This is a genomic window from Gilliamella sp. wkB308 (assembly GCF_001690185.1).
Classification (GTDB): domain Bacteria; phylum Pseudomonadota; class Gammaproteobacteria; order Enterobacterales; family Orbaceae; genus Gilliamella; species Gilliamella apicola_I.
This window is the reverse complement of sequence record NZ_LZGN01000034.1, coordinates 213,065-238,053: the sequence shown is the minus strand read 5'-3', so window position 1 is coordinate 238,053 and position 24,989 is coordinate 213,065. Positions and strand designations below refer to the sequence as shown.

17 protein-coding genes are annotated in these 24,989 nt (G+C 36.4%); 3 read left to right on the top strand and 14 right to left on the bottom strand.

Features of this window, described 5'->3' with window-relative positions; translation table 11 throughout:
• The first annotated feature begins 19 nt into the window (after positions 1 to 19).
• A complete protein-coding gene (gyrB, locus tag A9G10_RS05785; RefSeq protein WP_065558643.1) occupies positions 20 to 2,431 on the top strand; it encodes a DNA topoisomerase (ATP-hydrolyzing) subunit B in 2,412 nt (803 codons plus the stop codon).
• A gap of 100 nt (positions 2,432 to 2,531) precedes the next feature.
• Here gyrB and A9G10_RS05780 read toward each other — a convergent pair whose 3' ends face one another.
• The 13 genes from A9G10_RS05780 to gss all read right to left on the bottom strand — a co-directional run bounded on the left by A9G10_RS05780 (position 2,532) and on the right by gss (position 22,457).
• Positions 2,532 to 4,004 carry a VWA domain-containing protein gene (locus tag A9G10_RS05780; RefSeq protein ID WP_065558642.1) on the bottom strand — a complete coding sequence of 491 codons (1,473 nt, stop codon included), beginning with the start codon at positions 4,002 to 4,004 and terminating at the stop codon, positions 2,532 to 2,534.
• Positions 4,005 to 4,108: 104 nt separating this feature from the next.
• Positions 4,109 to 5,422, bottom strand: a complete 1,314-nt coding sequence (locus tag A9G10_RS05775) for a vWA domain-containing protein (RefSeq protein WP_065558641.1) — start codon at positions 5,420 to 5,422, stop codon at positions 4,109 to 4,111.
• Between the two features lie 65 nt (positions 5,423 to 5,487).
• The gene (locus tag A9G10_RS05770; protein ID WP_081299077.1) at positions 5,488 to 5,973 is read right to left on the bottom strand and encodes a hypothetical protein; all 486 of its coding nucleotides are present in this window, start codon (positions 5,971 to 5,973) and stop codon (positions 5,488 to 5,490) included.
• Entirely contained in the window at positions 5,973 to 6,659 is a 687-nt protein-coding gene (locus tag A9G10_RS05765; RefSeq protein ID WP_065558640.1) for a hypothetical protein, read from the bottom strand. Before A9G10_RS05765 ends, A9G10_RS05770 begins: the two co-directional genes overlap by 1 nt.
• Complete coding sequence (locus tag A9G10_RS05760; protein WP_218837347.1) at positions 6,659 to 8,266, bottom strand: SUMF1/EgtB/PvdO family nonheme iron enzyme; 1,608 nt, start codon at positions 8,264 to 8,266, stop codon at positions 6,659 to 6,661. Before A9G10_RS05760 ends, A9G10_RS05765 begins: the two co-directional genes overlap by 1 nt.
• Positions 8,223 to 9,446: an ABC transporter permease gene (locus tag A9G10_RS05755; protein ID WP_218837346.1), complete on the bottom strand. Its 1,224-nt coding sequence runs from the start codon at positions 9,444 to 9,446 to the stop codon at positions 8,223 to 8,225. Before A9G10_RS05755 ends, A9G10_RS05760 begins: the two co-directional genes overlap by 44 nt.
• A 3-nt stretch (positions 9,447 to 9,449) precedes the next feature.
• Entirely contained in the window at positions 9,450 to 10,166 is a 717-nt protein-coding gene (locus A9G10_RS05750) for an ABC transporter ATP-binding protein (protein WP_065558639.1), read from the bottom strand.
• Between the two features lie 5 nt (positions 10,167 to 10,171).
• Positions 10,172 to 12,145 carry a vWA domain-containing protein gene (locus A9G10_RS05745; RefSeq protein WP_065558638.1) on the bottom strand — a complete coding sequence of 658 codons (1,974 nt, stop codon included), beginning with the start codon at positions 12,143 to 12,145 and terminating at the stop codon, positions 10,172 to 10,174.
• A 12-nt stretch (positions 12,146 to 12,157) separates the two neighbouring features.
• The gene (locus tag A9G10_RS05740; protein ID WP_065558637.1) at positions 12,158 to 13,198 is read right to left on the bottom strand and encodes a hypothetical protein; all 1,041 of its coding nucleotides are present in this window, start codon (positions 13,196 to 13,198) and stop codon (positions 12,158 to 12,160) included.
• Positions 13,199 to 13,240: 42 nt separating this feature from the next.
• Positions 13,241 to 15,928 (bottom strand): putative virulence factor, encoded by a 2,688-nt coding sequence (locus A9G10_RS05735; RefSeq protein WP_065558636.1) that lies wholly within the window; start codon positions 15,926 to 15,928, stop codon positions 13,241 to 13,243.
• Positions 15,925 to 18,951 carry a virulence factor SrfB gene (locus A9G10_RS05730; protein WP_065558635.1) on the bottom strand — a complete coding sequence of 1,009 codons (3,027 nt, stop codon included), beginning with the start codon at positions 18,949 to 18,951 and terminating at the stop codon, positions 15,925 to 15,927. The genes A9G10_RS05735 and A9G10_RS05730 overlap by 4 nt, the downstream gene beginning before the upstream one ends.
• 8 nt (positions 18,952 to 18,959) lie before the next feature.
• A complete protein-coding gene (locus A9G10_RS05725; RefSeq protein ID WP_065558634.1) occupies positions 18,960 to 20,432 on the bottom strand; it encodes an SrfA family protein in 1,473 nt (490 codons plus the stop codon).
• Between the two features lie 150 nt (positions 20,433 to 20,582).
• The gene (gene gss / locus A9G10_RS05720) at positions 20,583 to 22,457 is read right to left on the bottom strand and encodes a bifunctional glutathionylspermidine amidase/synthase (protein WP_065558633.1); all 1,875 of its coding nucleotides are present in this window, start codon (positions 22,455 to 22,457) and stop codon (positions 20,583 to 20,585) included.
• 198 nt (positions 22,458 to 22,655) lie between these two features.
• On the opposite strand from gss, the gene ybeD reads away from it, so the two are divergent.
• Together ybeD and A9G10_RS05710 are read left to right on the top strand one after the other, a co-directional pair.
• Positions 22,656 to 22,925, top strand: coding sequence for a DUF493 family protein YbeD (gene ybeD, locus A9G10_RS05715; RefSeq protein WP_065558632.1), 270 nt, complete (start codon positions 22,656 to 22,658; stop codon positions 22,923 to 22,925).
• A gap of 63 nt (positions 22,926 to 22,988) precedes the next feature.
• A complete protein-coding gene (locus tag A9G10_RS05710; RefSeq protein WP_065558631.1) occupies positions 22,989 to 24,266 on the top strand; it encodes a bifunctional O-acetylhomoserine aminocarboxypropyltransferase/cysteine synthase in 1,278 nt (425 codons plus the stop codon).
• Positions 24,267 to 24,319: 53 nt separating this feature from the next.
• Here the strand turns inward: A9G10_RS05710 and adk are convergent, their stop codons facing one another.
• A complete protein-coding gene (gene adk, locus A9G10_RS05705; RefSeq protein WP_065558630.1) occupies positions 24,320 to 24,964 on the bottom strand; it encodes an adenylate kinase in 645 nt (214 codons plus the stop codon).
• Positions 24,965 to 24,989 lie beyond the last annotated feature (25 nt).

Here is a 24,989-nt window from a genome sequence, read left to right as displayed (position 1 = left end):
CAAACAAGTCGAGAGATCCATGTCAAATTCTTATGATTCTTCTAGCATTAAAGTACTTAAAGGACTTGATGCTGTCCGAAAACGTCCAGGTATGTATATTGGTGACACTGATGATGGAACAGGACTTCACCATATGGTTTTTGAAGTAGTTGATAATGCCATTGACGAAGCATTAGCCGGCTATTGTCATCACATTGAAGTGACCATTCACCCTGATAATTCAGTCTCAGTACGAGACGATGGTCGTGGTATTCCAACCGGTATCCATGAAGAAGAAGGAGTTTCAGCAGCTGAAGTCATTATGACGGTATTACATGCTGGCGGAAAATTTGATGATAATTCATATAAAGTATCTGGTGGTTTACACGGTGTGGGAGTTTCCGTCGTTAATGCCCTATCTGATAAATTAGAATTGGTCATTTATCGTGAAGGAAAAATTCACCAACAAGTTTACCATTTAGGTGTCCCTCAAGAGCCGTTAAAAATCATTGGCGAGACTAGCGAGTCGGGTACTTATGTGCGTTTTTGGCCAAGCCCAGAAACCTTTACTAATATTGAATTTGTTTATGAAGTTTTAGCTAAACGCTTACGTGAGCTATCATTCTTAAATTCAGGTGTTTCAATCAGATTGCTTGATGAACGTACCGGTAAAAGCGAACATTACCACTACGAAGGTGGGATACAAGCTTTCGTTGAATACTTGAATAAAAATAAAAACCCGATTCATCCAAAAATCTTTTATTTCAGTACGGAAAAAGACGGTATAGGTGTTGAAATCGCTTTACAGTGGAATGACGGTTACCAAGAAAATATTTATTGTTTCACCAATAATATTCCTCAACGAGACGGCGGTACCCATTTAGCTGGTTTTCGTGGAGCCATGACCCGTACCCTAAATAATTATATGGAAGCGGAAGGATACAGCAAAAAAGCGAAGATTAGTGCGACCGGTGATGATGCTCGTGAAGGACTCATCGCGGTTGTATCGGTCAAAGTACCTGATCCAAAATTCTCATCTCAAACTAAAGATAAGCTAGTTTCGTCAGAAGTAAAATCGGCTGTTGAATCAGTAATGGGTGAAAAATTAGCGGAATATCTGCTTGAAAATCCATCTGATGCAAAAATTGTGGTAGGTAAAATTATTGATGCAGCAAGAGCACGTGAAGCCGCTCGTAAAGCGCGTGAAATGACACGGCGCAAAGGTGCATTAGATTTAGGTGGCTTGCCGGGTAAACTGGCTGATTGCCAGGAAAAAGACCCTGCTTTATCTGAACTTTACTTAGTGGAAGGGGACTCTGCGGGCGGTTCTGCAAAACAGGGACGAAACCGCAAAAACCAAGCTATTTTACCGCTTAAAGGTAAAATCTTGAATGTTGAAAAAGCTCGTTTTGATAAAATGCTTTCTTCACAAGAAGTCGCTACACTGATTACTGCATTAGGTTGTGGAATTGGTCGTGATGAATATAACCCAGATAAAATGCGATATCACAGCATTATTATCATGACCGATGCCGATGTCGACGGTTCACATATTCGAACATTGCTATTAACCTTTTTCTATCGTCAAATGCCCGAAATTATCGAACGTGGTTATGTTTATATTGCGCAACCACCACTCTATAAAGTGAAAAAAGGTAAACAAGAACAATACATCAAAGATGATGAAGCGATGACGCAATTCCAAATAGCATTAGCGCTTGAAGATGCCTCATTGCATGTTAACGATCATGCGCCTGCACTGGCTGGCGAAGCCTTAGAAAGATTGATTGCTGAGTATCAAAAAGTTGAAAAACTCATCGCGAAAATGGAACGCCGTTACCCTAAAGCTTTACTATCTGAACTGGTTTACCATGATGTACTAGATGAAAATATACTTAAAGATAAGCAATTAGTCGAAAATTGGGCAAAAACCATTGTCGACAATTTATCGAATAAAGAACAACATGGAAGTAGTTACCGTTATTCAGCTGAATATAATGAAAAAACACAACTTTATGTACCTGTCATTAAAGTAAGAACGCATGGGGTAGATAATAACTATGCATTAGATCAGGTGTTTATGCACAGTAATGAGTATCGTAACATTTGTCATTTGGGTAAACAGTTAAGAGAACTCTTAGAAGAGAGTGCTTATATCCAAAGAGGAGAACGAAAACAACCGGTTAGTTCTTTTGAAGAAGCCGTTGATTGGTTAATTAAAGAATCACGCCGTGGTCTGACTATTCAACGTTATAAAGGGTTGGGAGAAATGAATCCAGAACAATTATGGGAAACCACAATGGATCCAACCAGTCGTCGTATGTTACAAGTGACAATTAAAGATGCCATTGAAGCGGATCAACTATTCACCACACTAATGGGTGATGAAGTTGAACCTCGTCGATTATTTATCGAAGAAAATGCCCTTAAAGCAGCTAACTTAGATTTTTAATTATCTCAAATTGGAATAAAAAACCAGACTTAAAATAGTCTGGTTTTTTTTTATTAATACTCGCTAATAGTCTACGATAAATATTTATCTGTCTTATTCTTTATTGGCATACAGGGCGATTAATTTTCATATCTGAAACGGCTTTATTCATCTGTTTAATCATATCTTTTGGTGTCTGAGCTATATATACCTTGCCCCCTGTCGCATTTGCAACACAATCAATCTTATGTTCACCAGCAATATCGACAATATTGATTTTTAAACGCGGTTTTGAAACTGAAATATGATGAGCTAATGTACAGATATTTTTATGGGTACAGGTATCTTCACCATCACTGATAATTAAAATATAATCATCTCGTTTTACCCCATCAAGCATCTTACTGGCTTTTTCTAATCCATTATAAAGTGGTGTTCCCCCACCACCGGCAGCGGTTGGCGTCAGTTTATTAATTTTATTTTTCAATGTTCCACGATTTTTATAACTATAAAAAGGTGAAGCTTCGGCCGATGGACAGCCCGTTAGGGTCACTAGTGAAATATTGATATTTTGTTGTATTTTATCAATGCTAGTTAAAGCAACCTTTTTGCTACTTGATAAACGGCTTGGTAATCGAGTCATCCGTTTTTCGTAGTTTAGCTTGTCTTGTTCCGACATATAACGTGGAAAACCATAACCCATATATTGAAAATACTGCTCAACCTCAGCAGGTGACTCTGCTAATGTCACTATCATTGACAATGAATTATCAAATACCATTACCATTTTAGAAGGATTAGGATTACTGACCAACTCTTCTTTAGTAATACAGTTAGCAGGATTTTTAACTTTTGGTTTAGGCTTTTCTTCAGGTTCCGGTTTTTTCTCTTCAACCATTGTTTCTGTGTGCTCAACAGGTTTAGGATCTCGCTTGATTTCTGGTTCAGGTTGGACAGGAACATCAACTGGCTCTAATTGAGGTTTTTTCTCTTCATCAGCAGGTGTTATTACTGGTGCTGAAACATGACTTGCTTCATCCACACTATCTTTATTAAATGGATAAAAGATATACCAAAGCCCACCAATTAATGCCAGTAATAGCAATGCTAAAAGGAATATAGACCACCAACGCCAAGTCGATTTGGTTGGAAGCTTGGGTTCGGGTACTTTAGGCGGTAAAACAGGATCGTCAAACGTATGAACAATAACAGGCTCATCATTAATGACAAAAATCGAATTACCTAAACTTTTAATTCTTGGTATCCAAGATGAAATCAGTGTTTGTTGTTCAGGGGTTAACGACATCAATTTAACGGTATTTTCAATATCTATAATACGTGTTTGTAACGTTGTCGTTACCGTTTGTCGATATAGTTCATTATTAATATCGCTTAATAATATGGGTTGTCCTTCCAGATTGGTAGACCATGCAATGTAATGATCATCTTCTATCAATTTTGGAATGGCGAAGACAGAAAAAGTCCGCTCAGTCAGATGTGATTTTAATAACGATAGTAATGAATTATATTGTTCTAATAAATTGATTTTTTGTGAATCACTGCTATCAAAACAATGCCGTGTTATTCGCTGCATGATAAATTAACTTCCTTACTGATCATTCTAATTTTACCTCAGCTTCAACATGAACATCCAAATAGTAAAGATCATCACTGAATAATATCCTATTCGAATGCTACTTATTCACACAAAGGTTTACTGATATTCATATCAGAAACCGCTTTATTCATCTGTTCAACAAGCTCGGTGACATTGTTAGCAATATAAACCTTTCCACCCGTTTTATCCGCTAAACAATCAATCTTATGCTGTCCCACAATGTCCACTATATTTATTTTTAAACGTGGTTGTTGGTTGGCAATTTCATTGGCTAAAGTACAAATATTATCTTCCGAACAATTATCGTCACCATCACTGATAATTAAAATATAATCATCATGATTTACGCCATCAAGCATTGAACTGGCTTGCTTTACACCACTATATAACGGAGTCGCACTATCGTATTCTAATGGCGTTAAACGATTAATTTCATTCTTCAATTTTTCTCTATTATCAAAATGATAAAATGCAGATGCCTTTGCGACAGGACAACTATTTAACGTGACAAGAGCAATATTGATATTAGGTTGTATTTTATCAATACTGGATAACGCAACCTGCTTACTACTCGATAGTCGATTCGGTAATCGGGTCATTCTTTCTTCATATTGCTTGGCTTCTTCGAAAGTAAGACGATCAATCCCATTTGACAAATATTTTTCAATTTCTGCTTGAGGTTCAGTAAGCGTTAAGTACATCGAAGCGGAGTTATCAAATATCATCACCATTTTAGAGGTTTGCTCGTTTTTTTGTATTTCTTCCTGTGAAATACAGCTAATTACTTCAGAAGTGGAATTGTTCGAGGTCGTTGGTGGTAATAGTTCAGCAATAGGTACGGGGGCTTTATCTTTTGTATATAAATAATATAGATATCCAAGTAACCCGACAAAAGCAAGTGCTAAGGTCAAAAACCACCACCTACGCCAAAATGATTTTGTTGTCTTGACAGGAAGGGCTGGAGCCACTTCATTAGTAAGGATTGGCTCATCAAAATCATGAACGATCACAGGTTCATTATTAATGACATAAATCACATTACCTAAACTTCTCATTCTCGGTAACCAAGCAGAAAGAAGCGTTTGTTGTTCTTCCGTTAATGATTTGATTTTGGTAGTATTTTCAATATCATTTAAACGTGTTTGAAGTGTTTTTTCAATCTGCTTTTTATCTGCTTCATTAATAATATCTTCAATGGCAACGGGTTGACCTTCAAGATGCGTATACCAACCAAGATAATGATCGCCTTCAATTAATCTCGGTATTGCTAAAATCGAAAAACTACGTTCGCTAACATTAGGCTTTAACAATTGTAAAACTGAATTATATTGATCGAATAACGAGATTTTATCTAAATCATTAGGATCAAATAACATTCTGGTTATACGTTGCATTGCTAATTTGTTTCCTTATGTTAAACATCGCTTTTGCTAACTATTGATTTAATGAATACGCAAATTTAGATATTCAAAGCTTTCTGTAATTGTTGAAGTTTTTTATTTAATTTATCTAACTCAACTTTCTTTTCAATTTCTGATGAATTTGAATTATTCACTTGCTTAAGTTGTTTTTCAATATCATCGACTTGTGCTTGCAAGTCTGCTCGATCTTTCGCTTTTTCTTTAATTTCGTTGGTCAAACTCGTTAAATCATCTTTCAATTTTTGTTGTTGTGCTTGCTTTTGCTTAATACTTAAGGCGGTGTCATTTTTCTGTCTTTCTATATTGGCATAGATCGCTTTAAATTGTTGATTTGCCTTTTTTTCATCTTCTAAAATTTGCTGTTTTTGATCAATTCGGGCTTGATAGTTGCCAGAATAATGACAACTTATCTTATCAAAAAAACCGATATCCGTATTCGTTGGATCACACTGTTCGGATGTGGTTGAACAGCCCATTAACAACAAAATAGGGCTGAATAATATAAAGTATCTTTTTTTCATCATTAACTCACCTGTACTGCTGAACGTTGTTGACTCACCACATTAATTTGTTTTTCAAGTAACGCTATCTGTTTATGAAGCTGATTAATTTGTTTATCTAATTTTGACATATTAATCCCTGATTGTTTTTCCCTTGCAGAAAGCATAACCCAATCACTTTCAATGCCTTTCATACGATCTAATTTGTCAGTTAAGTAAGCAATATTTGCATCGATTTGCTTCAACTCATTTTTAACCTGTCTTTTACTCAACGTTTTATTTTCAATCTGATTATTTAACACTTTTAATGTTGCTAAATTTTTATCCAACACAGCTTGCGCATTTTGAGTAACAGCTTGTACTTCCATATTATTTTGCTGAATATCATAAATATAAGCATCAATGCGCATTTCTTCATCTGCATACTCAGCACGCTTAGAATCAAGATAGTAATTAGCACCCATTAATACACCACACCCTACTGCTGCCGTAGCCAGACAAACACCTGGTTTTCCACCAACCAAAATACAACTAAGTCCAGAAAATCCAGCACCAACGACACACGATTGCCAAGCTGATTTACTAAAAAATTGAGATGTATTACTATTGGTTAATGCCGGATCAACGTCTTTAGTTCTCCACCCTGATGATTGACATCCAGATAAGACAACAGATAAACATAATGTGATTATAACGACTATTTTTTTCATTATTTCCTTCCTTTTATTTCATTGCAGGTTTGTAACCAAACTGATTGTTCTATTTTACCCGATACAATGTATTGATTGATATGTTTTAAATAGAGCTTTAAATAATCGCTCATATTTGCCTTTCCACTACTTTGTAAAATAAATTGTGTTGCTTTAGCTTGTTCATTAATTGTATTTTTTTCGTAATTTGATGCAGTGCTAACAATGGTATCTGCATAATATTTTAATATAAAATTGCGTGCATTTCTTGAATCAATGACAACTTGATTTAAATTATTTAGCTTTGTTTTAGAACACATATCTGTACTCTCTAACTCACTTGAGTCACTAGCATCACAAATTTCATTGATCATCGTATTATATAAATTATTATTATATTCATATTTATCGTTGAGATCAGAGACATTTGCACATAAAAAAGCCCCCAATTGTAAGGCGGATTGAATGGAACGATCTCGCTGCTCATCCCGTGACTGGTTCGCACTTCGTAACAGCAGATTAAGTTGATTTAACTCCTTTTTAGTTTTTTCGTCTTCAACTTGTTTAGTAATTTTTTCCAGTTCATTCACCACATTGTTATCATTTGACGATTCGACTTCATTACCTAGTTCGTTCCACTGTTTTTCTAATTCTTTAATCGAATCTTTAGAGTGCATAACTTCGGTGGTATACACTAAACGAAATCCAACATCTTTGCTTTGATAAGCACCTTTATTATCATAGTAAGGCTTTTCACTACGAAAGGCAGTTGATATTGAAGATTCAGGCGTTAAATAACTACCGCCACGAATAATCATGCCTCCTTGTTGACCATGATAACGATCTAATTTATTCATTCTAAACGAATCAAACATCATTTCACTGGCATTACCTAAAATATCATAAAGATCCAGTGGATTAGGTGCTAACCGACCAATAAGTTGTAATTTTCCATTGGCAGACTTTGCCCCTGAAAACCAAGCATAATTTTCCAAACCACCCGTAATAGGAAAAACTGTTTCACGAAATTCAGATTCAGTGACTTTCATGCCACCCCTTGCCGCGTACTCCCATTCGGTATTCGTTGGCAAACGTACATAGCCTTTTGGCATCGCTTTTAATTGAGATTGGTTTTCCAGTAACCATTGGTTATATTTATTACTAAATGCTATAGCATCAAACCAACTAATATTGGTAACAGGGAAAAGCAAATTTACTTTAGCCGTTGGACAAGTACCATTCATCACCGCTTGATATTGTAGAGCTGTAATTTCATATTTACCGATTAAATAATACCTTTCTTCGTTTTCATTTGAAAAGCTACCAGAAATATAATTAGGTGTTGCGTATTCAGCAAAGCCCAACTCTTTTTGGTTACTGCCTAAAATCACTTTTACATCCTCAAGTGGTTTATTGGTAGGCGTAAATACCTTTTTCATCACCAGACGCCCATCACAAGGCATCGGCAAAATCACATCATCACTTGCAGGTTTAGGATTATAAAACTTATTATCCCAAGGCTCAGCATAACTGCATAAAGGGATAAAACTTAAGATTAGTCCCCAATAATGCCATTTTTTATAATTATACTTCGCGCAAGCTTTCTGCTGGCTGAATCTTAACAGCACGTCGACCTCCTACCGTTACTACAATAGCTGATATCAATAAAGTAAGTAAAAATGCGATTATAAAATGATAAAATTGTAATTGGCTAACTACTGGATGTGAAACTAAATTTTTACCTAACACAAAATTAAAGGCATAATTGCCAAATAAAAAAAGTAGGCAAGAAATGATAAATGCCAAACAACTTAGCATCATGGCTTGAGTCATTAAATACAGCATAATTCCTTTAGATTTAAATCCAAGTAATCGCATCAAAGCGATATCTTTACGTTTACGTTCAATATTAGATAAAAATGATCCTGTAAAAGATAAAATACACCCTAATACAGCCGTTATTGCGATGACACTAAATATAAAATTGAGAACCCGATCTATCGCTTGCATATTTTCTATAGCATTAGCTTGAGTACGTGTTTCAATATTTTGTTGACGTAGTTTATAAGACAAAGGCGCTACATCATCAAGTGACCTTGCATAAATACGTGCTCTGGCAAATGAGTTATGTTCTGGTGGATTAACAAGCCCTGTGGTTAATTGAAAAATATTTATTTGATAACCGTCATAAAAATGTTCCATATCAATTAGAAGCGCTAAAGACACAAATGCAGCAGCTCGACTATAATAAATTTCGGGAATCACTCCGATGATCTCTAACTCGACTATACCTTTTTCCAGTTTGCCATCAAGTTGCCTTGTCACGACCATTTTTACTTTATCACCAACATTTGCCTGCATTTTTTCTGCGGCTAAAGCAGATATTAAAATCTGTTGTTTATGATGCAGGAGCGGTAAACTTTGGGTTATCGGATCCCCTTTAGCTGTCGGAATAATTTCAGCATTATTAACAAAATGACGATTATCTTTCATTAAATCAGCTTGAGTATTAAGAGAACGTGTCAACGGAATTACAAACGCGGTTTCAGGTTGCTGGGCAATCCATTCAAACATTGACTGATCTAACTGTAAATTACCCACAATTTTAACTTCTAAATTTTGCGGATCATTAAGTAACTGCTGGCGAAGCTGTGAAACAACACCATATTTTAAGCTAAAGAGTAGCAAAAGTGGGGTAATTACCGAGATCACCGATGCGATAATACAAAATGAGACCTTCTTGTCGTACCATAAATCCGACAAAGATAACCGAGTAATAAGCCGCCATTTAGATAATAATCTGATCATCGCTTATACCTCATCTTGTAAGGGTAAAAATTCGGATGAATGGGAAGAGGTAATTTGAGATGTTAAAGTAAATATTCCTTTATCAGCAATACGTTGCCAATCATGGGTCACAATCAAGGCAGCAATATTATCCTGCTGAGCTTGCTCAATAATCAAATCAAATAATAAACTAGCATTATAAGGATCAAGTGCTGAAGTCGGTTCATCAGCTAGTAATAGTGCAGGTTTATGAATAATTGAACGAATAAAAGAAGCTCGCTGTCTTTCACCAATCGAGAGTTGTTTAGGATATTTACTTAGCAAGTGTGAAATACTCAACTTTTGTACTAAATAATCAAGTCGATGTTTATCAAGTTTTTTTTGTAACACATTGAGTGAAAGTAAGATATTATCACGCACCGTTAAAAAAGGTAATAATCCGCCGGTTTGCAACATAAAACCTAAATAATTTGCACGCATATCTGCTAACTTATCCAGTTTATCGTGTTGGATTAGTTGAGCAATATCAACGTCATCATTACCCAAAGTAAGATTGTAGCAACCTATATGGTCAGGCTTTAGGATCATACCTATCATTTCAAGTAACGTGCTTTTACCTGATCCGCTATCACCTCGAATAATAACCACCTCACCCGCTTTAACGGTCAGCGCAGGTAGGTTAACACTAAAAAAAGATTTACCGGTTGAGCGCGTGATGGCAAGTTTTTTTATCGTTAACATCTGTTTTACGGTAACATCTCTAAAGGAATAGGATAAACATTTTCACGAGGATCACTACCTTCCGCTAATGAAATCCAACGATCAACATCCGCATTACATTTCTGATAATAACGAATTTTACTATTTAAATTACGAATAAATTTTTCCTGCTCAAGACCACTCATACTTTTCCACGTCTCTTGATCCAACCCGGTTACATCACTTTTATAAGGGATATTATCCAAATATTCCCCAAGTAACCCCAAATCGGCAATTTTTGTGACTGCGTTCGATTTTAATTTACTTGGATCTTGCCCCATAGCAGCAGCAACCGATCGCAACTGTGAAAACATATCATCGGCAGAAATTAATCCGTCATTTGCTGCATTGGCGATTTTACTAACAATATCGCTTAAATCACTTAATTGAGATTTAGTTAATAAAATTCGAGGTTCAGCTGTTGGAATAGTCGGTTTAATAAAATCTTTATCAGCAATCCACGCTTTGAAGACCGAAGGCGCTTTAGACCCATTCGTTTCACCTAAATAAGCCAACTGCATTGCTTTACCCAATAATAATGCATCATTTAACATATCAGCATTACTATCTTTAGCATTAATCGCATTACCTATTGACGCTTCACCTTTATAAGCGAGTTTCACTTGCTCGGCTAAGGCTTTGGCTAACGAATCAACTTTTTGACCAAACTCATTCACATTACCGGCATTAACAGGGTAGTAAAGTGATTTATGAATAAAATCATTGTAAGTTAAATCAGAATACTGCGTCGCAGCAATTTGGTGATCTTTTTCGCCACTTGCCGTTTTTAAATGTAATGCATAAATCGCAACCCCTTTATGCTGTGCTTCGAGCCTTAATTGGGGGGCATCCATACCAGTGCTTGAAAGTTTATCATCCCCTGGAATTGCACTTGCATCGGTAATAAGAATCATATAACGCGCACCAAAACTGTTCCAATTAATATCATTTAAAGCTTGCGCTACTCCTGCAAATGAATCTTCGGCAAAATAAGCCGTCGATACCGAAGCTTGTTTAAGTGATGCACTGAGTTTTTTAAAATCTTCACGATTTTTCACTTGGTTTGGATCGGCAAAAACTTTTGTGACAAATTCAAGTTTATCTGATGCTGTTAAACTTGATCGAAATGACACCAAGCCAAATTTAACTTGATCTTGTAAATTCTCTTTTTCAATATGCTGATAAACGCGTTCAACAGCCTCTTTGGTTCTTGAAATATACGGATCCATAGAAATGGTTGAGTCGATTACAAACACAATTGCCGCTTTAAAAGGGGCAACTTGATTAGTGCTATCATCTGTTTTTTGAGTGGTAGTGGATGACTTAACGTTCTGAGTTGTTGCCACTAATTTATCTTGTTTACTGACAGAGGCGACTTCTAATATACGCTCATAAAACCCTTGTCCGTTCATGACTTCTTCACCTTGTAAAATAGGCAATAAATAGAAGTTATTTTTAAAATCAACAAATTCCGCCGGCTCTTGAGCTATCACTTTCGACGAGGTTTTGTTAACGTTTAATGCCTCACGAATGGGTTTTAATAATGTTTCTGGATGTTCAGAATCAACAATTGCCGTGAGTGAATCTTTATCTTTAAAAAATAGCAAAGGATCACGTTCAACCGGATTAGTAAAAACCAAGGTCATTTGCATATTCCATTCAATTGCGCAGGAGCCATTAATCCAACCTATCGTTTTTCCATAGGAATCAGGCCCAACACTTAACCATTCTTGGTTATTTTGATTTTTACGTTCATAAACATAGTAGCGAGAAAATGCAGGAACTTGTTGTCCTGCAACCTCGCTTATATCTTTTTTTAACTCGCACGTTGGTGTACTTAATACGCGTTGATACAGTGTTGTTTTACCTTGCTGTTTAAGCGGTTCGTTTGCAAAACTTATCAAGGGTAAACAAGTTAAGCTCAATACAAACATAATTTTTGAGATAGCTAAATTTTCCATTTTTGTTCCTACCTACTTTTGTAGCTCAGCTAACCGTGCTTTTACGTCTTTATTATCGGGATCATTATTCAATGCGGTTTCGTACCAATAAATAGCCGTTTCTTTATCAGCTTCAAAACAGCTATTAGCTTGATAATACTTTTCGTCATATTCTTTGGCGTACAAAATGGCAATGGTTGAATTTATTTGTGATTGATTAGCATATAACCGCTGAGCAATATTACATTTTTTTTCTTTTTTAGCGTCATTGATCAACTGAATAATCGTTGAAGTTTGTGGCTTAGTTTGTAAACATTGTTGAATAAAGGTGAGATCATCATCACTTACTTGACTTAGACTACATTGACCTAACATAGCCGATTCAGCATCTTTAGTTTGTTGATTTTGGAAGAATAGAAAATACCAAATTGCGATACCCATGACGACAAAGAGTAAAATGGCAATAATCAAGCCGAATATTAAACCTGATTTTCTTTTTGGTTTAATCGGTTGTGTCAACGTCTCATCCGTTACAGTTTCAGACGTAGTTACAGATGTAAAGACTTCTTCAGTGACGGGTTCAACAGGTTCTTCGATAATTTGTTCTTCGATTTCAGGCTCGGAAATGGTTTGTGTTTCAATATCAATTGTTTCATCATCGAGGATTACATCCACAAACTCCTCAGGTTCAAGATGCGTGTCAGACGTAGTGGTAACCGTGTTTAATGCAGCTGACGTCATCACGCCATCAGCTATGTTTATAACGCCTCGGTCACTGTAATTTTCGTTTTGCTTATCACGAATTTGTACCAAAAATCGTGCAGTACTTTCTTGGGTTAATAACGAATCAACAAGCCATTCACCAACAAGCCCGGTTAACTGTCCATGTTCGACAGTCATATCAGCCAACGTATGCCAACTTTTTTCTGGACTCCATTGGTTTAATCCAGACAAATAATAACTATCTTGATTACGTTGAATCAATATTTCAATATCAGCACTACCATTCCATTTATATGCCAAAAATTTAGCTATACCCGGTTTATAACCATTTAATTCGATTCTTAATGCCATAATGTCCTCTATCCTGTCACTTCATTTTGTTATTGCATTAATTTACAAAAAATCATCCAATTTAATTTGTGATTGTCTAAAACATGCCAAAATCTCACCCAGACGGCTATTTTGTTCCTGACTTATTTCCCGTCCGGCATGATGTCCGACATTTTCTTGTGCAAGCGTCGCAAAAGCTATAAACCAATCAAATATCGCAAATTGAGAATAATTTTTAGTATTATTATCCAATTTTGGCAACTGATGAGATGATTGCATAACAAACTCATTTAGCGGTGATGCAAATATACGCTTACCGTGATTAACACGACTCATTGGAATGTTATCCACCTGACCTTCAATAAAACCTAACCACGCAATATAATCAGATAATTGAGTATGAATCGTACTAATCTGTCTTGATTCAAGATCATCACGTTTACTGCCAGTATTTTCGTTATTTAAGATTTTTTCAGTTAAATTATGTTCAATCTTCAAACGATTGGCGCCTGTAATAAGCTCTTCAACAATAAAAGATAATGATTTTTGGCTTAAACCCAAAAACTGTAAAATATGTTGATCCAGCACGATATTTCTTAAGTGCTCTAACCAAGTTGTAAAAACACTCTTAGCAAATTTAGATTCAGTCGGTAAAGTCACTGCTGGCTTACTGGTTAAATTGCTATTCAGGTCCGAAAAAAGGTCAAATTCAGTATTAAAACCAAAATCATTGGACAAATTGCCGACTAAATTATCATCATTATCTTTAGCTATCTGGTTTTCTACATGGTTGGAATGATACAAAGCTCGAATTGTTTGATCTGGCAATTCTAAAATTTTGAGTAATTCACCTAATAACAATGCTTTACCCTGCAATTCTTTTACCACATCTGCGATAACGTGTTTTTTCTTACCAAGTTCTTCATCACTACCAGCTTGGTACCAGGTATCAAAACGCATATTTGTAATGTAATCAATTTTTTCATTTAATTGTTCAACAATACGTTGTTGTTTTACTTCAGTAATCGCTACTTTTTCTAAATATTGACTAATTCGACCTATACCGCCATCGTTTAGTTTAAGCATCGCATCCCACGCTTCTTTTGGTTGAGATACATATTCTTGAACATCAACATTGTCGATAAAAGTCTTTTTTAATACGTCCATTTTAGTCTGATAATTCTCATTATGAGACAGTTCTTGACGTGTAGCAGGATCGACATTTAAAAACGGTACATCAAAACCAGGTTTACGAACCAAATAAACATTGTTGAATTTCTGATTGTTTGACCAATTCATTAGCCAATCATAACTTCCAAAACGTTCTAAAATAGTTTGTTGTAATAATCCACCTTTACCCCAACTATTTTTAAGATTATCTTCCGACAAGGTCAACGATGTGCATATCCGTTTATCAAACATGGTAATCGCCCACAACAAGCCAACTTCTTTGGTTGCTCGTTTTTCAGGTGTTTCGCCTTGTGTTTTACCGATCCACCGTTCCAGCACTGGCCCAACATCATTCACATCAGATTGCTTATCAGAAGGTGTACAAACCACTAATACATTCATCTCTTGGCTATCGGTATACTTTTCAAATAAGTAGGCAACTTTACCCCGTAGTAACAGTTGAGAAATGGGATTACCTTCTTTAACATCTGAAATCGAGATTAAATTCAAGCGTCCTCGATATCCCGGAAAATCAAGTAAATCAACTTTTTCAAATGTTGAAACTCGCGTTTTGTTTACTAATGGAAAGATTAATTCCGCTGTTAAAAAAGCTAGTTGCGCCAAAGATAAATCTGTTGGTTCACCGTTAAGAGGCGTTATCGTAACAGATGAATCTTTATCGGTATTTAATCGCTCTAAGATGTCTACATTCATAATACTGTCAATTTGCGATTTAATACCGTTTTGTTCTTTAATCAAAACAGTTAACGGCGCATATACAGTTTCAGCATGATGTAAACGTGATAACGTATTAGCAAGCTGAATATAGATTGTTGTTAGCTCTGCAATTCCACCCCACAATACCGCAAACAACTCGCCCCGTTCAGAAACAGACAGATAAGGAAGTAAATGTATCGCTTTTTCCCAGTATCCCCCTTTTAACCCTTCTAAAGCGTTGCCGAAATTTTCAGACAAATAATCGTAAAGTTCAACGATATCATCTTCCGATATACCGCCGACATAACTGGATTGTTTTTTATTTTCCAACCGTTGGATTAACTGATTTAATTGTGAGAATTCAATTTTATTAGAGACTTTTTGCTGGTCAAAATCTTTAAAAAAAGCATTGATTAATATTTTGACAAGTTCTATCTCTCTAAACAATTTTAACTCTAACGGATAGTTGGCAATGCCACCCTTAGCGGTTCGACTAAAACGTGTGACTAAACCTGTCGCTTCTTTACCACTTCCTACCGGATTGACATGATCGATAAAATCTAAAATTTGGTTATCGACAACCGTTTCAAGTTTGCCATTATCTCCCGCGGCAAGTGCCGAAATCAGGTATGATTTTCCCGCTTGAGAAAGTCCAAAAAAACCGACCGCAACCGATTTGGTGGATACCTCACCTAATCGTTTGGCACTATTACGCAATCGGCGTAAATCAAGAATTAAATTATCCGCTTCACTATTTAGACGTTTAGATGAATGACGTGTTTGGTTAACCCATTCAATTGCGTCTGCTGATGCATGGTAAACGTGTTCCCAAGATTTAGGCAGTTGTTCATTTATGTTCTTCATCGTTTTATCATTCCACTATCAAGCCAATATTGGGTATTGATTAAACCGGAGTTAACCATGGTGTTTAAACTCAGTTTAACATCTTGATTTTTATTGCAAGCTCGTCCATCAGATGCTTTAATGTCTTTAATATAAAAATTCTCGACCATTTTTTGCCTATTTTTAATACCTAAAGTCACTTCAAGTACCACGCCTTGAGCGCTTAAACGCCGAGCAACATCGCCGTTCTCAATGGTTAAAATATAGATCGGAGAAGCCGGCCAGCGATCAACTTCAAGTTGTTTAAAACCTAATCTTGTTGTACCTCGTATTTCAAAAGACAGATCAGGAAAATCATAATCAGGATCGTCTAAATTTATATCTCGGTAATAGACATTTTCATTTTTAATCATATTTAAATTATCCAACAATCCAATGTATTTGACTGTTGAATAAAGATCCATATTTGCTGATCTAAAATAGAAATTAGGTAGTCTTAAATTCTTACTTAAGAAGCAAAGCATAGCGCCTACAGCCGCAGTGGTTTTAGGATCATCAATGCGTTCTTGTTTATGGAATGGATACCATCCCCCCGTATAATAACCATGGAGTGGCAAAATTCGTCCAGCAGGGATAGATAAACGAGATCGAAAGTAACTTTGAATACCCGGTAAGCGTGAAGGGCGTCCAGTTAATAACAGCACATCACATTGATAACAACTGATGATTTCGGACAATGCGTCAAACGTTTTACAAATATTGTAATAATCGCCACGTATAAACAGGTAATGTATTCGTTTTAGATTAATTTCAATATTTAAATTAAGCACTGAAAAATCAGGATTATTCAATGCACGCTTGATAGGTTCATTAATAAAATTCAGCACACTATCAGTCATCACATGATGTTCTAATAGTTCTTTAAAACTAGCACTAAATACCTGCTGTTCACTGTGTAAAGGATCATAGAGTTCATACTCTTTCAAGATCCGCAAACCTATTGGGGTAAACAGTTGTAATGTCAGTTGTTGACGTAAGACCGCATCTTGAATAGAAAGTTGTTGTGAACCAATAATCGTTGACAAAATTGGGCTTGGATCAGCAAGTCCTGCCTGCTTTAAGCCGTTGGTTAACGAGGTTAAAACAATATCTTGAATAATATCAAGTAAAATATCATCACCCGCAACTTTAAAACCATCACGGAAACGCTGACTTGGAACAATATAGGCATTACTACTATTTTGTTGCCCGTTTGCACCATAATCCAAATGGTAATCGTTGATGACTAAATCCGTTGTACCCCCGCCGATATCCACCGTTGCAATGGTAACTTTTTGCTTATCGGTTTTGTCAGGTCGAACAATTGAAGCAATAAATTCTTCACTACGCCCGTTAAAATTATTTTGTGTTTCATTGAAAAGATACACAACTTGACCACAGGTTGCTTCATCCCATTGAATATAAACCTCCGGTATGTTTGGCCAAATATGTTTAAGTTCTTCCGGATGTGTAAAATCAATATTATCATCCGAATTATCCCAACCTAAACTTTTCCAAACAAGTCCAATAGCTTGATACACACAACTTTTAAATATCGCTTGCTCAGGTTTTGGCATAGCAGGCGGAATCGTTAAGATAATTGAACGTAAATTACGTGGCGTTTTAGCATGTTCAAGTTTATTACGTTGTGCAACGCTGTTAATTTGCATCAAAGCATGCATCAATACTTCGCATAACATAAACGTCATGAGCGAACTACGTGAATATTTAGGGTGGAATACTGGAATTTTACGATCATATTCTTCTTGAATATTATCATTAAGAATATGTAAGGCTTCGCCATATTCATTAATTAAATTTGAAAAAGGCTCTGCCGTTGCAAAAGGTTCATGATCACTTTTTACATAATAAGAGTTAAAACGCCAACCTTGTTCGTATTTATCCTGATCCCATAAATAACGTTTTGGACTTGAAAGCCCGGTTGCACCTTCGTTGCCTTCACGGCGACTAGCTAAGCGACTTGCTTCTTTACCAACACGGACAATACTTGGCCAACGGAAAGTATCTCGTCGACCACTCTGTAACGAAAAGTGTTCTTTACCAAAAAAAGTTTGTGCAAATTCAACTCGACTTTCAAATGGTTCGTTATAGATATATTCAGGTCTGGTTAGATCGCGTATCTCCAATTCATAGCGATGATTAAGACTGTCTTTATCTTGAACATGATCTTCAATCAAAATTCCACAAGTTCGGGAATTACCCACATCTAAAATCATATCGACAGGAATCGATTTCACAATATCATTTTTATTGTTAGAAACAATTTTAATAGTTGGTAGATTTAATGTTTCACCGAGCAAATTAATGATATTAAGATAGTGCCCATAATAAGCTTTATTATTAATTTCTTGTTGGATATCATCCTTATGCATCTTTAAGCGTTCAGGTTGCTGTGCTAATTCTTCAAAAAGATCGATTAACCAACTGGAAATCCATTTGAGTTCTAAAAACCATGACACATGATCAGAACGGTGCGCCAGACTAAAAATCGCACCTGTCATTACGTCATTTTCAGTTGGAGCAAGATAAGCAACATCATCCAAATTAGCAAAAATTTTAGTGTCAAACGCAAATGTTATACGATGTGTATTACCATCGGGATCTTCGCCTTTTGGAATACTGACGATTCTCACTCTGCTCCAGTTATGTGGTCCTTTATCAAATCGTTCTGGTGGAATCGACCGTAAAACAGGAATCGGTAACCAAACACCGTCATACAATTTTAGGGATTGATCGACACTAATTTCTTGTGTGGGCGTAACCGCAAAAGTGGGGTTGTCCGGACTAAAAAATTGACCATTTTCGACATCTTCTAGTAATCGAATCAATGCACCACTTTCGGAAGGATCAATAAAACACCCATTCGCTTTATTGCGCCATTGGCTGTCTTTCCAATCTATTTTAAGTGCAAAATCAAGAAACTGAATACCACTGTTCATGATAAGTGTCACTTCTTGACCATAATTGCGTAATTCTGGAAGCATATACTACCCTATTGTTTTTTCATCGTTAACGGGAACGATGTACCATTATTATAATGTCCCTTACAATCAGTTTGATTGTTACTATTCGTTGAGCACTCAATTTTCGGTAATTGATATTTTGTATTATCGCTACAAAGCGCTTCAGTATTGCTCTTTATACTTAAATTTGAGTTTTGAAAACCACTACCAACTTTACCGACACATTTCACACCATCACTACGTATGACCGTAACTTCACCATTTCCTTGATCAAAACTGTAGTTTAAACGTAATGATTTACCCGTTGATTTATCTTGGATGCCACCGCCAACAGTCCATTGTCCATTAAGAAAATCCATAGAACCTTGCTTAATTGCATCTGGTGGTACACTTAAATTTTGAGATTGTGTAGCGTTATTGGTATCAATAGCCGCTGTGTTTTGATTCTGGTTTTCATTCTGATTAGTTTTATCAACATCAGAAGTCGTACCAGCATTATCTGGCGTTATGTCTTGAATTGGCGGATTATCATCACCTGCACCATGACTATCAACCGGTAATGCTGTAGGCGTGTTGAGTGTATCAGTCACATCAATGTTACCTTCTGTTACATTTGTACCAATTACGTCATTACGATTGTCAGTATTTAATACCGAATCATGATTTATGTTGGTGCCCACCGGTCTATGAATAACATTCACATCACGGATAGTATCCTCACCTTTTTTATCTTCTGGTTTTTTGTCCCGATCAATCTCAACCGGTACATTCACAGCATTATCGACTGACAATGGCGGTGTAATTGATGATTCTGGGTGATAAAAGCACCCTCGTAATAAAAATAGTAGTAATAATAACAATAATAGTGGCAAAAGTATTAATAGCCACATCCACCAACGTTTCCACCAAGGACGTTTAGATGTTATCGGGGGTTCAATGTGTTCAGTAACATAAGGAGCTGTGCTTTCTGATTGTTCTAAACATTTGAAAGGTGATTGGGTTAGTTGAGTTTGTGGATTAATAAATCCCCAAAAAGTAATAACAGGCTTGCCATTAACGATATAAATATATTCATTGCTTGGAAACCGAATCGCCATAAGATTTGGTTCTTGGCTGTCCTCACGGTGATTAGGATCATAAATTAGGCGACTAAATAGCAATTGATCGCCTTCAAGGTTTGGGTTATTAGCTAATTGTTTACCTAGCTCCACCACCTTTTGTTCAAATGATTCCAGCAATTGAAGCGCTGATTGTTGTTCTGATTCGCTGGCAGATGACCAAGGCACAATATCATATTGAGCAGAATCAAAAGGAATATACCAATCAACCCTATTTCCTTGATCATTACGTTGTGGAATGGCTAAATAGTCGGCGTATTGTTTACCTATTTTTACTCTGAACATTTCACGAATTTGGGTTGCCACTAAGTAAGCTGCTTTACCGTCATGCCCAAGCATTTTAAAATCTTTAATATCGCCAGTTCTAAGTAGTGTATTTGCCATACTGACCTTACCATTCCATTATCATATGATATTTATGTAATCCTATAATTCTAACAGAAAAATCCAGCTGTTGTAATTGATATCTAAAGGATAAGTTAAGATTTTTTTACTTAATTTTTAACATGCTACAAGATTACCCTACCATAATCGTCATTTTAAAAACATTTCATCAGTCAATACTCGTAATGGCTGCATATCACTTTCTCCCCGAATGACTAAAGATGGATCAGAACGTAAACACGTTCCCCCATAATGTCCGCCGACAGTGAAAGTACAGATTTGCAAATAACGATCGTCGACTTTCGGTAAACACCACAATTCTTGATAGATGTTTTCTTGTTTAGCAAATTTACCGACAGTTTTCCCCAAAATGGTTTCTTTGCTACTGATTAATTGAATATCACTCCCCCGACGCCCTGCAATCGGCTTAACGGCATACCCCTTTTTCTCTAAACTTTTATTAAGTTCGAATGTAGACTCTAATAAATAACGATGATTAGGAAATAGAGACCACAGCACCGGTAAAATCGCTTTATTGCTTGGAATAACTGTCCATAAAGGTTCAAATACTGTAACTTCTGGACGCAAAAGAACGTCTATTAACCTTACCGCATTTTCTGGATGCCAAGTCCGTATTGGTAATCCAGCTATTTGAGCTTCACTTTCTTGACGGAGTTGTTCTAATACGGTTTCCCATGCCCATGTTTTCCATACGCACGTTACTTGACGATCTTCATCATCAACTAACCGACCACGCTTATCCCATTTTAAACCGCTCAAACCTCGTAAAATTTTGCTCTTAAATCCTGCTTGTGTTAGGGCTTTTTGCATAAATAAAGCATGATAATTTTCTTCATTATCATTATCTTGCATAATATGGATAAACGCTTGTGCATCGCTATGCTTCCAACAACTCGCTAATGCGTTAAGCAACCCAGCACTAGGGTTTACACCAACATTCAGCCCCGCTTGTATTGCCCAATTTTGTAGTATCTGTCCAGCTTCAGTATGACACGATGCCGAATCAGCATTATATTCATAAACTTTAAAGCCTCGTTCATCCATGCAAAAGTCTAGCCGACCGGTTATCATTTGATAACGTCGCTGTTGCCAAGACAGACGCAATCTAGGCCATAAAATTTCTGGGATATTAAAATTCATCAGCAAGTTATCATCTTTTAATACTCTATCGGTTGCATGCAAATACATAAGATGTAACTCATTGGTCGCTCGAATAAGTTCTTGCTCGGCACTTTCAGAAATAGTGAAATATCGGTAGTGATCATCATGACTAATTGCATGCCCTGCCGCTTGGATATAAGCATTTTCTAAACTATCTTGCTCATTAAGCCAGTTAATATCAAATTGACCTTGATTTTCAATATGTTGACTATGAATAGCCAGTAAAGGCGCCGGTACGGTTGGTTGTGGTAGACTATATTGTGTATTTTCGGTTTGAATCATCCAGCCTAATATAGTGGTATCGTCAAACGTATCATGTAACAAATAACCATCGTCGGTGACCGTCATCCTTAATTCACGAGTCCAATGTTGACCAATTGGTAATCGCGTATGAATCACATTTTGTTCAGCTATCCGAATTTTATCTTCAAAGACTTCGGTAATAATAGCAACATGACCCGTTCTATCGAAAACACCACCGTCATCCCAAATAAGTAATGCACCCGCTTCGGGTTTTTTCTTGCCACCATTAGCAAAAGCTTGTAAAGGCAATATCGCTTCATTGATGACTTGTCTTAAAACACGGAGAGAAAAAATTTCATGAGCCATGCCGACATCAGTAAAAACAATACCGTAATTAAGAAATAAAAAACGCCTTGCAAATTCAACGCATTGCCATTTATATCCCATATATTCATGCCCGGAATAACTTCGAAAAGAAGCATCATCAGGGTATTGAGTTGGATCTAATGTTTCATAATCAGAAGAGTAAATGGCAACGCCACCCGGGGCATAACCTAACAATGTACCAAAAGGTTCCCTATCATCGGAGTGTGCTAACATATTTTTCAACCTTTTTTATAATTTATAGGATAATGCTAACTAAGCTGTGATAAAATTAATCTATCATAGATCAATTTGAATACTTTAAGAAGCGAAGTTTATGCTTGATCACTTGAAGAACATCAAAGCGCCTATATATGACTGTTATTCCTGGTAGTAATACCCCAAACATACCGATTACGTGAGAAACATAAAATTATGCAACAGAAAACAAATTTAAAAGAATTATTAGATTTTCCTTGTTCTTTTACTTATAAAGTTATGGGAGAAGCTAAACCAGAACTGGTTGATAAAGTCGTGTCCGTTATCCAACGTCATGCACCGGGTGATTACAGTCCGTCAATCAAACCTAGCAGTAAAGGGAATTATCATTCTGTGTCGATCACTATTAATGCAACACACATTGATCAGATTGAAAATTTATATAAAGAATTAGGTGAAATAGATATTGTAAGAATGGTTTTATAACACTTTACTTTTTCATCAATTTTTGTACAAAATAGAGCCTTGTTATTCCGACGAGGCTCGATCATGAAACCAGAAACCATTGCACTTCACACAGGCTATACACCTGATCCCACTACTCACGCTGTTGCTGTTCCCATTTATCAAACAACCTCTTATGCTTTTGATGATACACAGCATGGTGCAGATTTATTTGATTTAAAAGTCGCTGGTAATATTTATACCCGTATTACCAACCCAACTAATGCCGTACTTGAAGCGCGTATCGCTGCGCTTGAAGGCGGTATTGGTGCTTTAGCTGTTGCATCGGGTATGGCGGCTATCACTTATGCTATTCAAGCAATTACGTTTGCTGGCGAAAATATTGTTTCTGTTTCTCAATTATATGGCGGCACTTATAATTTATTTGCCCATACCTTACCTAATTTTGGTATTACAACCAAATTTGCACCTCATAACGATTTAGTGGCTATTGAACAGCAAATTGATGATAAAACAAAGGCTATTTATTGCGAAAGTATTGGTAATCCTGCTGGTAATATTGTTGATTTAAGCCAACTTGCCGACATCGCACATCGACATGGTATTCCGTTAATCGTCGATAATACCGTCGCCAGTCCTGCACTTTGCCGACCATTTGAATTTGGTGCTGATATTGTCGTGCATTCATTAACTAAATATATTGGTGGGCATGGCAATAGTCTTGGAGGAATCATCGTTGATTCAGGGCGGTTTCCATGGAATAAATATGCGGATAGATATCCAATGCTTAATCAACCAGATCCGTCTTATCATGGTGTCTCTTATACGGATACTTTTGGTAATGCGGCTTACATTGCACGTTGTCGAGTAATCCCTTTACGCAATATGGGCGCTGCACTATCGCCATTTAATACTTTTTTGATCTTACAAGGGCTTGAAACCCTTTCTTTGCGCATGGAACGCCACTGTCAAAATGCACTCAACGTTGCACAATATCTAGCCTCACACCCACAAGTTGAATGGGTAAACTATGCTGGTCTTAGCAATCATCCTGAACATGATTTAGCGGTAAAACAGATGGATAATCATTTACCTGCTAGTATTTTATCGTTTGGTATTAAAGGTGGAAAACTTGCCGGCACTAAATTTATTGATGCACTGAAATTAATTATTCGTCTGGTCAATATAGGCGATACACGCTCATTAGCTTGTCACCCAGCATCAACTACGCATAGACAACTTAATAATGAAGAACTTAAAAGGGCAGGAGTAAGTCAAGAAATGATTCGTTTGTCTATTGGGATAGAACATATTGATGATATTATTTCTGATTTAGAACAGGCATTGAAAGCGACACTATAATCAAAATCAAAAAGCCAGATAACAAATGTATAACTGGCTTTTTTAGCAATCAATTAATCTAAAATTTTAATAAGTTCGTTTGTCACATCAGATACAGATTGGGTACCATCAATGCGGTAGTATTTTGCACGACCTTCTTTCGCTTCATGTTGATAGTAATCAATTAAAGGTTTAGTTAATTGATGATATTCAACAAGGCGTTTACGGACAATCTCTTCATGATCATCTTTGCGAGTGGTTAAAGGTTCACCCGTAATATCATCAACATTTTCTACTTTAGGTGGATTATGACGGACATGATAAACTCGTCCTGATGGCGCATGAATTCGGCGTCCACTCATTCGATCAATGATAACAGAATCAGGCACATCAAATTCAAGTATATAGTCAACATTAATACCTGCTGATTTCATGGCATCAGCTTGAGGTACTGTTCGAGGGAATCCGTCTAATAAAAAACCATTTGCACAATCATCTTGTGCAATACGTTCTTTCACTAATGCAATCACAAGTTCATCGGTAACAAGTTTACCGGCATCCATTAATTCTTTAGCCTGTTGACCAAGTGGCGTACCAGCTTTCACTGCTGCACGTAACATATCGCCGGTTGAAATTTGAGGAATACCATATTTTTTCATAATGAATTGTGCTTGAGTTCCTTTTCCCGCACCTGGTGCACCTAATAAAATAATACGCATGAAATAACCTCTTATGGTTTTTATT